This window comes from Micromonospora sp. NPDC048999 (genome assembly GCF_040649295.1).
GTDB lineage: Bacteria > Actinomycetota > Actinomycetes > Mycobacteriales > Micromonosporaceae > Micromonospora.
Window position 1 is genome coordinate 52,011 of the sequence record NZ_JBEZFI010000025.1, and the last position, 12,773, is coordinate 64,783.

The window sequence follows — 12,773 nt, forward strand, 5'->3', positions numbered from 1 at the left end:
TGATCTGAGCGTACGCGGGAACGTTGCGCCACGGCCCGTCCTGGCGGGTGGCGGCTCCGACCGGCATCAGGCGGCCCCGCGGTCGCCGTAGAGGGTACGGACCACGTCCTCGAGGTCGGGTTCGACGATCGTGAGGTCGGCCAACGGGCATTGCTCGTTGACCGCGGCGATGATCTCCTGGGCGCTGACCCGGGCCGCCTCGAAACGGACCCGGAGCACACCGTTCTCCTCGGAGATCACCTCGCCGGGGATGCCGGAGGACCGCAGGGTCCCGGCCCGGGTGCCGGCCGGCACCGGTTCGGCGGCGAGCTGGGCGACCAGGATGCGGTGCGGGGCGTACCGGGCCTTCAGGTCGGCGAGCTTCCCGTCGTACAGCACCCGCCCGCTGTCGATCACCACGACCCGGTCGCACAGCGTCTCGACGTCGACCAGGTCGTGCGTGGTCAGGACCACGGTGGTGCCGTTGTCCCGGTTCATCTCGGCGACGAAGTCCCGCATCCGGACCTTGGCGACCGCGTCCAGGCCGATCGTCGGCTCGTCGAGGTAGAGGATGCGCGGCTCGTGCAGCATGGCGGCGGCGAGGTCACCGCGCATACGCTGGCCCAGGCTGAGCTGGCGTACTGGCTGGTGCAGGAACGGCGTGACGTCCAGCAGTTCGACCAGGCGGTCCAGGTTGCGGCGGTACGTGGCGTGCGGCAGCCGGTACAGCTTGCCGAGCATGGCCAGCGAGTCGATCAGGGGCAGGTCCCACCAGAGCTGGCTGCGCTGGCCGAACACCACGCCGATGTGCATCGCGTTGCGTTCCCGGTCGCGCCAGGGAACCGTGCCGTTGACCTCCAGCAGACCGCCGGTGGGGACCAGCACGCCGGTCATCATCTTGATTGTGGTGCTCTTGCCGGCGCCGTTCGGCCCGAGGTAGGCGACCAGCTCCCCGGCCGACACCGTGAAGTCGACGCCGTCCACCGCCCGGGTCTCCTCGTACTGCCGGGTCACCATTGTGCGCAACGTGCCGAGGGGACCGTCGAAGCGGCGGGGCCGCCGGAAGTGCTTGGTCAGGCCCTCGGCACGGATCACGGGTGGCACGCGGTATCCCCGGTCGGCGCGGTGATCCGGTGGGCGGCCAGGATCGCGGCGCGGTCCTCATCGGCCGGGCGGTTGAAGTACGACAGTTCCCGCGGCGAGTCGAGACACTGGACGGTGGCGGCGAGCTCGCTGTCGCCGGTGTGGTCGAGCACGAGCAGATCCGCGTTCTTGGCCCGCTCCGGCAGACCGGACAGCACCTCGGCGAGGTTGCCTGTGTTGACCTCGATCAGCTCGTAGTTGGCACGTTCTGGCAGCCTGCCGTCCAGGGCCCGCACCGCCGCCTCGAAACGACGGCAGCACTCCAGCCAGGTGAGGTCGCCATTCACCCGCTTGAACACGCGGTCCATCACCCACTGCGCGATGACGGCGGGGTCGTTCGGGTATTTGCCGGTGAACCGGACAAGGTTGGCAAGCCACTCCCGGTACATGTCTTCGTTCAGGATTTGGGGATGCTGGTGGAAGACGATGGTGTCCCGGCTGTACGCGAACGAGAGCCCCAGCCGGTGCAGGCGGTAGCCGAGCTCGCTGTCCTCCAGGCCCCAGCCGGTGAAGCTCTCGTCGAAGCCGCCGGAGGCGAGCAGGTGCTCGCGGCGCACCGAGACGTTGCAGCTGAACGTGAAGTGCCAGGCCGTTGCCAGGTTGTTCAGGTTGTCCGACAGCACGGCGAACACGTGGTCGCGCAGGTCCGCGCCGGCGAGCGGGACCAGCTCCGCCCAGGCCTCGGCGGTGTCCGGGCCGTCCGGGTCGATGTCCACGTCGGAGAACCAGCCGCGCGGCCCGGTGACCACCAGGTCCGGTCGACGGCGGTGGTAGTCGAGGTGGGCGGCCAGGGCGCCTGGCGGGAGAAGCACGTCGGCGTCGACGAGCACCACGACCTCGCCGGTGGTCTGCCGGATGCCGTGGTTGCGTGCCGCGGAACGCCCGGACGCGGCGGTCCGGGGCAGGAAGTGGTAGCGCAGGTCGAAGGTCAGGCCGGGACGGCTCGCCACGTCCTGGACGACGTCCGCGGTGCCGTCGTCGGAACCGTCGTCGACGACCACCACCTCCAGCGTGTGCTCACCGCCCAGGTCTTGCCGGGTCAGGGTTGCCAAGCAGGCACGTAGCTGTGGACCGTCGTTGTACGAGGGGATGACGACGCTGACCTTCATTTCCCAGCTTTCCCTGTCGGTGGCTCGCGGCAAACGCCAGCGGATCACCGCGATCGATCCGCTCGTGGAGCATACCCGAGCCCCTGAATGCGTCAAAGGTCCACGATGGATCGTAAACCGGATGCAATTCGGTTATCGACAGAGATCCATTAGGGCAGTAGTATGCGTCCAGCTCGGCCATACACGGGGAGGTACGCCGATGCGGCGACGTTTTGCGGCAGTCAAGCGACTTTCTCGAGGAACCGCGCAAGCGAACGTCCAGCGCCACGCCGGTCCCGGGAAAGCCATGATGCCCGTATGATTCTCACTGGTCCACAAATCATCGATTCCACGACGAGCGGGCGTATCCGGATATCACCGTTCGAGGCTGCCCAGGTGAACCCGAACAGCTACAACGTGCGTCTGGGCAGCACGCTGCGCACGTACCAGACCGACGTCATCGATGCCTACCGGCCGAACCCGACGCGATCGATCACGATGGACAACGACGGCTACGTGCTGCGCCCCGACGAGCTGTACCTGGGGCACACCGTCGAGGAGGTCGGTTCCGACTACTACGTTCCGCTGCTGTTCGGCCGTTCCTCGGTCGGCCGACTCGGTCTCTTCGTGGAGATCACCGCTCCGATCGGGGACATCGGCTTCCACGGCCAGTGGACCCTGATGCTCTCCCCGGTACGTCCGCTGCGGGTCTACCCTGGCATGAAGATCGGCCAGATCATGTTCTTCGAGTCGTACGGCGAAATCGAACTGTACTCCGGCAAGTACCAGCGGGCCGCCGGTCCCCAGGAGTCGCGGTACTGGCACGACGTTGTGGGGACGATGTGATCCTGACCGGACCGGAGATCCGCAAGGCCGTCAGTTCCGGTGACATCAGCATCGAGCCGTACGACGCCGGTCGGGTCTCGCCGAACGCGTACGACTGGCGGCTGGGCGACACGATCCGGGTCTGCGACTCGGACCTGGACGCGGCCCGGCCGTCGACGTTCGTCGAGCAGGTGATCCCCCCGGAGGGCATGGAACTGCTCCCGGGGAACCTGTACCTGGGCGTGACGCACGAGCGCACCCATTCCGAGCTGTACGCCCAGTTCATCAACGGTGACCACAGCCTCGGTGCCCTGGGCGTGTGGGTGCACGTGTCGGCGCCGCTGGGCCACACCGGTCACGGCATCCGCTGGACCTTGGAGATCCGGGTGGCCCGGCGTACCCGGATCTATCCGCGGATGACGTTCGGGAAGATCATCTTCCTGCGAACCAGCGGCGCGATCGTCAGCTACCAGGACATCGGGCAGAAATACATCGCCAGCACCGGTATCGACGTGTCGCGCCTCTACGAGGAGATGCGGTGAGGATCCTCACCGGGATCGACCTCCCGTACGGCACGCCGGGCGGCAGCGTCGAGCTGCTGCTCGACCTCTACCTCGGCGACCGTCCGCTGATCCGGTCGGACGTTTTCATGCTGGCACCGGCGGATCCCGGGGTTGCCGTCCCCGGGACCGGGCCCGTGGTGCTGGAGGTGGAGGGCAAGACGCTGGACGGCACGGCGTTCCGGGCGTACACCGAGAAACTCGCCGCAGCCGTGGGCGAGCGTTTCGAGCCGGGGCAGCACGACGTCCTGCACCTGCAGCACCTGGCGTTCGGCGCCACGCCCGCGCTGCGGCGCGCGTTCCCCGGTCTGCCCGGGATCGCCGTCGTGCACGGCACCGACCTGCTGTTCGCCGAGAGCCACCCCACCCAGGCCGAGGTGCTGCGGCAGACCGCCGCCGAGGCGGACGCGGTCGTCGTGCCGACCCTGGCGATGGCCGACCGGCTGATCGCCCTGGGCGCGCCGCCGCGCGGGCCGGTCGTGCACATACCGTGGGGCGTGCCGGACGCGTTGATCGCCGCCGGGGCGGGCGAGCCCCGCGACCGGGAGGGGCCGCTGCGGATCCTGTACGCGGGACGGCTGACCGCCGAGAAGGCAACCGCGCCGATCCTCGCCCTGGTCGCCGGGCTGGACGGGGTACGGCTGTCGGTCGCGGCCCCACCCGGGGAGTACGCGCGACTGGCCGCCACCCACGACCTCGGCAACGTCTCCTACCTGGGCTGGAAGTCGCGTCCCGAGCTGTGGCGCGAGTTCCGCCGCCACGACCTGCTCGTCGTCCCGTCACTGCGGCTGGAGGCATTCGGCCTGGCCGCCGTCGAGGCGCAGGCCTGCGGTCTGCCGGTCGCCTTCCAGGCCGTGCCCGGTCTCTCCGAGGTTCTCGCGGACAGTGCCGTGGCCGTGGACTTCACCAGTCCCGCCGACGTGGCTGCGCTGGTCGGCCGGCTCCGGCGCGACCCGGCGGTGCTGGACGACCGGCGCGCCGCCGGGCTGGCGAACAGCGCCCGTTTCCCGGTGTCGGCGACCGCGGCGGCGCTGCTCACGCTCTCGGCCGAGGTCGCGCGCGCATGACCAGCGGCTGCGTTTTCTGCGCGATCGCGGCCGGCACGCACCCGGCTCCCATGGTGTACGAGGACGAGACCACCGTGGCGTTCCTGGACATCACGGCGGTGACGCCGGGGCACACGCTGGTGGTGCCCCGCCGGCACGCGGCCGACCTGTGGGAGATCCGGCCGCAGGACTGGTCGGCGGTCGCCCGGACCGCACACCGGATCGCCGCGCGGATCCGCTCGGAGCTGGACCCGGACGGCCTGACGCTGTTCCAGGCCAACCGCGAGGCCGGCTGGCAGGACGTCTTCCACCTGCACCTGCACGTGGTGCCCCGGGCCACGCACGACCGTCTGCAGCGGCCGTGGGTGGCGTCCCCGGTCCCGCTGGAGAGGCTGGAGGGCATGCGGCGGCGCCTGGACCTGCGGACGACCGCCGGCGGTTGACCCACCGGAGGCGGCGGCCGGGTGGACCCGGCCGCCGCTTGGTGGGTCAGTTCTGGTCGCCGTGCGCGGCCAGACGTTCCGCCTCGACGGCCTCGTAGAGGGCCTTGATGTTGGAGCTGCCGAACGTCTCGGCGCCGCACCGCTCGATCAGTTCGAAGAACAGCGTGCGCCGGTCGTGCCCGGACTGCGTGAACAGCTGGAACAACTGGCCGCCGTGGTCCTCGTCGACCAGGATGTTCAGCTCCCGGAGGTCGTCCAGCCGGTGCTTGCGCAGTTGCAGGCGTTCCCCGATCCGGTCGTAGTAGGCCCCCGGCGTGCGGAGGAACCGGACGCCGCGGTCGGACAGCGCCCGGACCGCACGAGTGATGTCCTCGGTCGTGAACGCGATGTGCTGCACGCCCGCCCCGCCGTGGTTCTTGAGGAACTCGTCGATCTGGCCGGGATCGGCGTTCGGGTCCGGCTGGATCATGGTGAAGGTGATCCGGCCGGTGCGGCTCTGCACCACCTGGGAGATCATCGCCTGTGAGCCCACCACGATGCGCTCGGCGAAGATGTCGTCGAACCCGAAGGCCGACCGGTAGAAGTCCACCGCCCAGTCCAGCTGACCCGTCCCCAGGCAGATCGCGAAGTGGTCCATCGTGTACAGCCGGGAGCCGTCGCCGGCCGGGTCGTCCCCGGAGGCGGGCAGCGCACGGAAGCCGGGAAGCAGGCCGGTGCCACGCCGCTGGACGAGTGTGTGCACGACGTCGCCGAACCCGGAGACCACTGCGGTGGCGGCCACGTCACCGCAGTCGCCGTGCTCCCGCGGCTCGGCGATCACCCGGGCGCCGCCCGCCACGACCTGCGCGTACGCGGCGCGTACGTCCGAGGTGCCGAAGGCGATGTCGGCGACGCCGTCGCCGTGCGCCAGCACGTAGGCCGCGGCGGGATGCCCCTCGTCGGTCGCCTCGGTCAGCACCAGGCGCATGTCGCCCTGGACCATCAGCACCGAGCGGAAGCCCTGCGCGGGCGACCCGGCCACGGCCACCTCCCGGAATCCGTAGTGGTCGTGCCAGAGCGTGGTCTGCCGGTCCAGGTCCTGGACGTACATCACCACGTGGTCCAGCTCGAAGTCGTCGATCACGTCGTTATCTCCCTGTCGAACTCGGTGGAGGGGTCACCAGGGGTCCACGCCGAGCAGCCGGCGGCCGAGCGGCGTCATGGCGGCGAGCTGCGCCGGGCCGAACCCGTTGGCACCGGGCCGGTCGCCGGGGCGCTCCCCCAGGCCCCACGGCGCGTCGTCGCGGGAGTAGCGCAGGAACTGGGCCACCCGGGTGGTGGGGTTGCGGTTGTGCGACGCCGCGTGCGGCATCAAGTGGTGCATCAGTACGAAGTCGCCGGCCGACCCGGTCACCTCGACTGTCTCCAGGCCGGGGATGTCGCGCCACTTGTCGTGCAACTGCCGGCTGGCCGGGACACCCCGGGCGTTCTGCTCCACGAACCGGTGACCGCCGGGGACGACGTGGATGCCGCCGCCGCCCGGCTCCACGTCGGTGAAGTAGAAGCACCCGCCGATCTCGATCTCCTCCGGTGTGAAGAGGAAGTCGTCGACGTCCTCGGGCACCGCCGGGTCGAGGTGCAGGCGCTGACTCAGTTCGCCGGCCCGCTTCGCGTCGTTGCGCAGCGTAATGGCCAGTGAGCCGTCCCGGACCAGCAGGCGCTCGGAGCCGAGCAGCTGGGTCATCACCGCGTACAGCCGTTCGTTCTGGAACAGCGGGATGAAGTCCGGGCCGTCGAAGGCCTGGACGCCGGGGGCCTGGAAGGGTTTGAGCCGGCCGTCGAAGGCCTGCCAGTGTTCCGGTATCCGCAAGTCGCCGGGCAGCAGGTTCCGGATCAATTCGGCGTAGTGCCGGGCCTCGTCCGGGTTCAGGGCGCCCCGAATGATCAGGAAACCGTCGGACCGGAAACGGTCGACCTCCTCCGGGGTGATGACGGGTTCGGTGGTGACGGGCATGCGTTCTCCGTTCGATCGGTGATCTCGTAGCGGTCCGGGATGATCAGCAGGGCGCCGGTCCCGACCGCGGGAAGCAGACCGGCACGCAGGTCGTCAGGGCGGGGATTCGTGCCGGGAGCGGCTACGACGTGGGCAATCAGCCGTGCCTCGTCACCGGGGTCGGGGAGCACCTCGGCACGGACGACGTCGTCCCGCTCACACAGCATCCGGCTGATCGGGCCGGTGTCGATCCAGCGGCCGCCGGCTCGGATCGCGGTGCCGGTGCGCTGCGGTGCGCTGAGCCCCGTCTCCTCGGCGATCCGTCCCGGCTCGCTGTCCCGGCCGTCCGCCCGGCGGACCAGCATCAGTTCGATGCCGCGGAGCAACGCTGCGGCATCACCGGGCGGCAGCGCCTCGGCATCGCCGTGGATCGAGAGCCGTCCGGTACGGGCGTCCGCCCAGCGCATCGACAGGCTGGCCGCGTACTCGTAGGAGACCTCCCCGGTGGTGGAGCCGGTGATCGTCGACTCCCGCGCCGGCAGCGGCCTGGTGGCCTCAGCCAGCAGCGAGGTCCATCCCTGCGGCGGCGGTACGAAGTTGAACGCCAGGTCCGGGGTTAGGCACACACCCCGGCGTCGTTGTGCCCGGTCTCGTTCCGCGATCAGGTCCTGCGGGTCGTACCGCCCGTACACGGGGTAGCCCTCCACGAGGGCTCGTTGTACGTCGGCGGCGTACGTCCGCAACGTCCGGCCGGCGCCGGACAGGGTGACCGGGACGCGCTGCGCCGTGGCGCACAGGGTGAGCCGCAGTTCCCGGTTGTGCCGGTTGTCCATCGAGACGTTGACCGTGCAGTCGTCCTGGTCGCTGCGGACGCACATCAGCTGGGTGAAGGCCGCCAGGATCAGCGCCGACGGTAGCGCGTCGCCGGCCGCGACCAGCCGCGCGAACAGCCGGTCGGCATCGGGGATCTCGAGTGTCCGCCGGTAGTACCGGCCGTCGGCCGTGGCCCCGGGCGGCCGGCGCGGGTGCATGCGCGGCGGGGCGGCCGCGAAGTGGCGGCGGAGCATCTCGGCGGCCCGTTCCCGGTCCCGCGTGCCTCGCGGTCCGGCTTCGAGGGCGGCGGCCGCGAGCGGCTGGATGCCCTCCGCGCCGCCCAGGACGTCCGGACCGGCGGGCTCGCCGAGGATCCGGCTGGTCTCCTGCTCGATCACCTGGTGGAAGGCGGCGTCGACGGCGACGTTGTCGGCGACCATGCCGAGCCAGCCGCGGTCGGCGGTGCGCAGCAGGAAGAACCGGGCCAGCAGCGCGCCCGGGCGGCCCTGCTGTTCCCGCCGGAACTCCTCGGCCAGCGCGGCCATCCGGGGCTTGAGCTCGTCGGGCGTGTCCAGGTCGACCACGCGGAGCGGGTGGCCGGTGTCGTGCAGGACCTGCCGTGGCTCGCCGTCGATGTGGTCGATCGAGGTGCGCAACACCTCGAACCGGGCGGCCAGGGCGGCCACCAGGCTTCGGGTATCGGCCACCGAGGGGCTGGGCAGCACGTGTACGCCTTCGGCGAGTCCCTTCTCGAGGTGCCACTGGAACTTCTGTGCCCTGGTCAGGTTCATCGCCGTTCCTCCGGCCGTCCGGTGGATCTCCCGTACCGCCTTTCAGAGCAGCAAGGTCCGGTGGTCGCGAACGAGTTCGGCAAGACGGCGCACTCCTTCATCGGTCTCCTCGGCGGACAAGGCGCTGCACGATGGCCGGATTGAATTGCGGCCGCCGTCGCCGAGGTAAAAGAAACTCGTCGGGGTCTACAGGACGCGGTATTCCGCTGCGGATGTCTCCAGCAGTTTCTCGTCGGTCGTCTACGGAACGTCGACGACCATGAAGAAACCGCCGGCGGGTGTGTGCCAGCGTGCGCCGGACCATTTGCCCAGATGGCGTTCCAGCGCGTTCTCCAGCGCCTGGAGGCGGTAGAGTTCGATCTTGGAAGGTTTGGCGCGGCGCAGGCTGCAGGTCCGCGTCCACCGAGAGCTCGGACCCGCTACCGCCCTCGAGGTAGTCCCCGTTGTGCGCCGCGACCCGGTCGCGTGCCCGAGCCCGGTAGTCCTCCACGCACACGATCGCCATGCCCGTCCCCCGTTCGTCCGTCCACGATTGACTCCAGTACGCATGCCAGCCCGTCCTCGGCGCAGGTCCCGGTCACCTCGCCGGCGGCCGCCCGTACTTCGGCGGGCGCCTGCCCCATCGCCACCCCGCGCGCCGCCCAACGCACCATCTCCAGGTCGTTCACGTGATCGCCGACGGCCACGGTGGCGTCCGCACCGACGCCCAGGGCGATCCGCAGGCCCTCCAGCGCGGAGGCCTTGGAGACACCGGGCGGGCCGACCTCCGACCCACCCGTGCGGCCCGTGGTGTCGTCGACCGGGGCCAGGCCCAGCACTGCGGCGAGCGCCACGAACCGGGACCGGGCCATCCCCTCGACGATCACCCGCCGGGCGCCGTACGCCCCGGCCCGCTCCCACGACGTCACGGACACCGGCCCGGGCAGCTCACCGGCCGGGAACCCGGCGGTGGCCCGGAAGCCGTGCTCCCCCGGCGGTTCGACGGCTGCCGCGCAGCCGGACGGATCCCCGGCCAGGGCGGCCAGCAGCGGTCCCGGGTCGAAGATCCGCTCGGCGACCACGGCGTACCCGGCGCGGCTGTCCCCCTGCGCCCGCACGGTCACCGCGCCGTTCGAGCAGACCGCGTACGCTTCCGCCAGGCCGAGACCGCCGAGCACCGCGACCGTGGCCCGCGGCGACCGGCCGGTGGCGAGCACGACGTGGTGGCCCGCGCCGTGAACGGCGCGGATCGCCGCGTGGACCCGGGGCGAGACGGTCCCGCCGGGTCCGGTGATGGTGCCGTCCACGTCGAGCGCGATCAGCAGCGTCATCGCGGTGACCCCCGGTGCCGTCGGGCGAGATCGGCCGCGCCGACGAGACCGGCCAGGTTTCCCAGCCCGGCCGCCCGCAGCTGCGGTCCCGGCCATCCGCCCCGGTCACCGGACTCCTTGCGGTACGCCTCGAGCAGCGGGTCCATCAGCACGTCGCCGGCCTCGGCCAACCCGCCGCCGATCACGACCACCTGCGGGTCGAGCAGCTGGACGAGGTCCACCACACCACCAGCCAGCCACCCCGCGACCTGCTGGAACGCTCCCGTCGCCACGGGATCGCCCATCCGGGCGGCCGCGGCGACGGCCGTACCGTCGAGGAACCCGCCGTCCCGCGCGTACCGGACGAGGGCATGCCCGCTGGCGTACTGGTCGAGGCAGCCGTTGCGGCCGCACCCGCAGAGCCGCCCGCCGGGAACGGCGACCATGTGACCGGGCTCGGCGGCGGTCCCGGTCGCCCCGCGGACCAGTTCGCCGCCGAGGACGAAACCGCCACCGATGCCGGTGCCGACGGTCAGCATGATCATCGACTCGGTGGCGTCACGGGCCGCGCCGAACCGGAACTCTGCCCAGGCCGCAGCGTTGGCGTCGTTCTCCACCAGCACCGGCAGATCGGCCGCCGCCTCCAGGTGTGCTCGTACCGGCTCGTTCCGCCAGCCCAGGTGGGTCGCGAACAGGACGGTGGAACGGGTCGGATCGACCAGGCCGGCGGTTCCGACGCCGATCGCCGCCACGGGGAACCGCTCGCTGAGGTCCCGCGCCACGGCGACGACGACGTCCCGGAGCGCGTCCCCGCCGGCGGCGGGTGTCGCCCGGCGAATCGTCGAGATGATCGTCCCGTCCGCGTCCACGACGCCGCCGACCACCTTGGTCCCCCCGATGTCCAGGCCGAGGGCGAGCGGTTCCGCGGTCATGCCGCGGTCACCGCCAGGGAGAGCCGGCGGATCGTCGGATGCTCGAAGATGTCCTTGACCGTCACCGTCCGGCCGGTGGCCTTCTCCACCGCCGTGGCCACGTGCACCGCCGCCAGCGAGTCGCCGCCGAGTGCGAAGAAGTCGTCGTCGGGATGGACGTCCTCCACGCCGAACGTGTCGCGCCAGAGCTCGGCGAGCATCGCCTCCAGCTCGCCGGCCGGACCGTCGGCGGTGTCCGGGGCCGGTCCCGCACGCTCGAACTCCGGCGGCGGCAGCCGGTCCTGGTCCAGTTTGAGGTTGCCGGTCAGTGGGATGTCCGCGACGACGGTCAGCGTGGCCGGGTGCTGGTGACCGGGCAGCGTCGCGCGGACGTGCTCCCGGACCGCCGCCACCAGACGCCTGCGCTCGGTGAGATCGCCGAGGTCGGCGGGGACCAGGTAGGCGTCCAGCCGTTTGTCGCCGGTCCCGTCCTCCCGGGCCACGACCACCGCGTCACGGACGTCCGGATGCCCGGTCAGCGCGCTCTCGATCTCGCCGGGTTCGATGCGGTAGCCGCGTACCTTGATCTGCCGGTCCTGGCGGCCGAGGAATTGGATCGTGCCGTCCGGCGCGATCCGGGCCAGGTCGCCGGTACGGTAGCGGCGCGCGCCGGGTCCGCCCTGCGGGTCCGGCACAAAGCGTTCCGCCGTGCTCTCCGGCCGGTTCAGGTAGCCACGCGCCACGCCCCTGCCACCGATCACCAACTCGCCCACCTCACCGTCGGCGACCGGCCGGCCCTCGGTGTCGGTCACCAGGACCTCGACATTCCGGAGCGGACTTCCGATGGGTACGTGCGGGGCGCTGCCGGTCATCACCGCCAGGTCCTGGAAGGTGGCGAACCCGGTGGTCTCCGTCGGGCCGTACAAATGGACGAGCCGTCCCCCGAAGGACTCGCGGGCGCGGACGCCGATGTCGGTTCGGACCGAATCGCCGCCGAACAGGAGCGTGTGGACGCTGTCGAGCGCCGCGAAGTGCTGTGGTTCGAGCAACCGGAAGACCGGACTGGTCAGGTGCAGGACGGTGACCCCGTCCCGGCGCACCTTCGCGATCAGGGAGGCCAGGTCGTCGCCGGCGAACTCGTACACCATGCAGGTTGCGCCGTTGACCAGCGGCGACCAAAGCTCGAAGGTGGACGCGTCGAAGGCCAGGGTGGCCAGCGCGGCGACCCGGTCGCCGGGGATGACCGTTACGTAGTTCTGGTTGCTCACCAGGTTCACCACGTTGTCGTGCGTGACCAGCACGCCCTTGGGCCGGCCGGTGGAGCCGGAGGTATAGATGACGTAGGCCGGGTCGCCGGCCGTGACCGGCACGTCCAGGTCGCCGGCCGGGTATCCGCGGAAGTCCTCCGGACGGTCGATCAGCACGACCGTCGCGTCGTGGGCCGGCAGCAGCCCGGCGGTCCGGCTTCCACAAACGACGACGGGCGCTGCGGTGTCCTCGATCATCATGGTCAGCCGGTCGGCCGGCCACGTCGCGTCCAGCGGGACGTAGGCGCCTCCGGCCTTCAGGACGGCGAGCAGCCCGGTCGGCATGTCGCACGTCCGGTCGACGCTGACCCCGACCGGGGTCCCCGGTCCGACGCCCAGGTCCTGGAGTCTGCGGGCGATCCGGTTCGCCCGCTCGTTCAGCTCCCGGTACGTTGTCGTCACGCCGCCCGCGATGACTGCCGGCTGGTCCGGAGCGGTATGCGCGTGGTGCTCGACCATGGCGTGCAGGGTCGTCCGCTGGTCCAACGGAGGCTCCGTTCTGGCGGCGATGCGCCGGTGTCGGTGGTGGTACGGCTGTCCCGTTCACGCCCTTGGCACGTTGTTGCCCGACTTGTCGTCAAGTTGCGTCGCCGGCCGCCCCAGGCG

The 12,773-nt window shown here is 71.1% G+C and carries 12 protein-coding genes; 4 read left to right on the top strand and 8 right to left on the bottom strand.

Features of this window, described 5'->3' with window-relative positions:
• Positions 1-66: 66 nt before the first annotated feature.
• Together AB0C02_RS22800 and AB0C02_RS22805 are read right to left on the bottom strand one after the other, a co-directional pair.
• Positions 67-1,083, bottom strand: a complete 1,017-nt coding sequence (locus tag AB0C02_RS22800) for an ATP-binding cassette domain-containing protein (RefSeq protein ID WP_357550714.1) — start codon at positions 1,081-1,083, stop codon at positions 67-69.
• Positions 1,071-2,231 carry a glycosyltransferase gene (locus AB0C02_RS22805; RefSeq protein ID WP_357550716.1) on the bottom strand — a complete coding sequence of 387 codons (1,161 nt, stop codon included), beginning with the start codon at positions 2,229-2,231 and terminating at the stop codon, positions 1,071-1,073. Before AB0C02_RS22805 ends, AB0C02_RS22800 begins: the two co-directional genes overlap by 13 nt.
• Before the next feature lie 297 nt (positions 2,232-2,528).
• Here AB0C02_RS22805 and dcd point away from each other — a divergent pair, with 297 nt between their 5' ends.
• Genes dcd through AB0C02_RS22825 form a run of 4 tightly spaced genes read left to right on the top strand, consistent with a single transcriptional unit; the run spans position 2,529 to position 5,084 of the window.
• Positions 2,529-3,056, top strand: coding sequence for a dCTP deaminase (dcd, locus tag AB0C02_RS22810; RefSeq protein WP_357550718.1), 528 nt, complete (start codon positions 2,529-2,531; stop codon positions 3,054-3,056).
• Positions 3,053-3,577, top strand: a complete 525-nt coding sequence (locus AB0C02_RS22815) for a deoxycytidine triphosphate deaminase (protein ID WP_357550719.1) — start codon at positions 3,053-3,055, stop codon at positions 3,575-3,577. Before dcd ends, AB0C02_RS22815 begins: the two co-directional genes overlap by 4 nt.
• Positions 3,574-4,662 carry a glycosyltransferase family 4 protein gene (locus AB0C02_RS22820; protein WP_357550720.1) on the top strand — a complete coding sequence of 363 codons (1,089 nt, stop codon included), beginning with the start codon at positions 3,574-3,576 and terminating at the stop codon, positions 4,660-4,662. The genes AB0C02_RS22815 and AB0C02_RS22820 overlap by 4 nt, the downstream gene beginning before the upstream one ends.
• Positions 4,659-5,084, top strand: coding sequence for an HIT domain-containing protein (locus tag AB0C02_RS22825; RefSeq protein WP_357550722.1), 426 nt, complete (start codon positions 4,659-4,661; stop codon positions 5,082-5,084). Before AB0C02_RS22820 ends, AB0C02_RS22825 begins: the two co-directional genes overlap by 4 nt.
• 46 nt (positions 5,085-5,130) lie before the next feature.
• On the opposite strand, the gene hppD is transcribed toward AB0C02_RS22825, so the two are convergent.
• The 6 genes from hppD to AB0C02_RS22855 all read right to left on the bottom strand — a co-directional run bounded on the left by hppD (position 5,131) and on the right by AB0C02_RS22855 (position 12,653).
• Positions 5,131-6,207: a 4-hydroxyphenylpyruvate dioxygenase gene (gene hppD / locus AB0C02_RS22830; RefSeq protein WP_357550724.1), complete on the bottom strand. Its 1,077-nt coding sequence runs from the start codon at positions 6,205-6,207 to the stop codon at positions 5,131-5,133.
• 33 nt (positions 6,208-6,240) lie between these two features.
• Complete coding sequence (locus AB0C02_RS22835; protein WP_357550726.1) at positions 6,241-7,077, bottom strand: phytanoyl-CoA dioxygenase family protein; 837 nt, start codon at positions 7,075-7,077, stop codon at positions 6,241-6,243.
• Positions 7,008-8,660, bottom strand: coding sequence for a hypothetical protein (locus AB0C02_RS22840; protein WP_357550727.1), 1,653 nt, complete (start codon positions 8,658-8,660; stop codon positions 7,008-7,010). The genes AB0C02_RS22835 and AB0C02_RS22840 overlap by 70 nt, the downstream gene beginning before the upstream one ends.
• 419 nt (positions 8,661-9,079) lie before the next feature.
• Positions 9,080-9,970: an HAD family hydrolase gene (locus AB0C02_RS22845; protein WP_357550730.1), complete on the bottom strand. Its 891-nt coding sequence runs from the start codon at positions 9,968-9,970 to the stop codon at positions 9,080-9,082.
• Positions 9,967-10,881 (bottom strand): ROK family protein, encoded by a 915-nt coding sequence (locus AB0C02_RS22850; RefSeq protein ID WP_357550733.1) that lies wholly within the window; start codon positions 10,879-10,881, stop codon positions 9,967-9,969. Before AB0C02_RS22850 ends, AB0C02_RS22845 begins: the two co-directional genes overlap by 4 nt.
• Positions 10,878-12,653, bottom strand: coding sequence for a non-ribosomal peptide synthetase (locus AB0C02_RS22855; protein ID WP_357550734.1), 1,776 nt, complete (start codon positions 12,651-12,653; stop codon positions 10,878-10,880). The genes AB0C02_RS22850 and AB0C02_RS22855 overlap by 4 nt, the downstream gene beginning before the upstream one ends.
• Positions 12,654-12,773 lie beyond the last annotated feature (120 nt).